The sequence below is a fragment of the Megasphaera sp. ASD88 genome (genome assembly GCF_002287425.1).
Classification (GTDB): Bacteria; Bacillota; Negativicutes; order Veillonellales; family Megasphaeraceae; genus Megasphaera; species Megasphaera stantonii.
The window spans coordinates 1-220 of record NZ_NQXW01000087.1 but is presented as its reverse complement, the minus strand read 5'-3'; the positions used below and the strand labels follow the sequence as shown (position 1 = coordinate 220).

Here is a 220-nt window from a genome sequence, read left to right as displayed (position 1 = left end):
GTAAGGTCCCATGAAGACGACATGGTAGATAGGCCGGGAGTGGAAGTGCAGTGATGCACGGAGCGGACCGGTACTAATAGACCGAGGGCTTGACTTAAGCAGGGAGCCCTGTTTGAAGGAGCTGAGAAGCGACGCACAAACAGGAGCGAGTCGCTTACTCCCGAAGGGAGTGGGTGAGGGAATCTGGAAGCAGGTTCTGAGGAAGGAACCGTAAACAGAG

1 rRNA gene is annotated in these 220 nt (G+C 55.5%); it reads left to right on the top strand.

What is annotated here, in order from left to right:
* Positions 1–97 (top strand): 23S ribosomal RNA (locus tag CJ260_RS12650); the annotation flags it as partial.
* Between the last annotated feature and the right edge of the window lie 123 nt (positions 98–220).